Below are 250 nucleotides of genomic sequence, written 5' to 3' on the forward strand. Positions count from 1 at the left end.
TTCATAAATCCTTTAAATTCACCCATCGTATCTCCCCCTTTCCTTAATACACAACGGCTGGTTTATGTTTAGCGTCGATTGTTTTACTGTCATCGTAAAATGCAGCTAACATCGCTTCATCTTCATTAAAAGCGAATAGCAAAGCGGCTAGTATTGATGTTGAAAAACTGTTATGTCCTTTCGATGGGCCAAACACAAAAGAAATTCAACAAAATCATAATCTTGAGCATGGATTTGATTTAACAAATTT

Annotated in this window: 1 pseudogene; it reads left to right on the forward strand. The window is 35.2% G+C overall.

Annotated features, from left to right (window positions below):
- Window positions 1–116: 116 nt before the first annotated feature.
- A pseudogene (locus IDG63_RS14810) lies at window positions 117–250 on the forward strand (hypothetical protein); the annotation flags it as partial.

It is taken from the genome of Staphylococcus sp. EG-SA-14, from assembly GCF_017151935.1.
GTDB lineage: Bacteria > Bacillota > Bacilli > Staphylococcales > Staphylococcaceae > Staphylococcus > Staphylococcus aureus.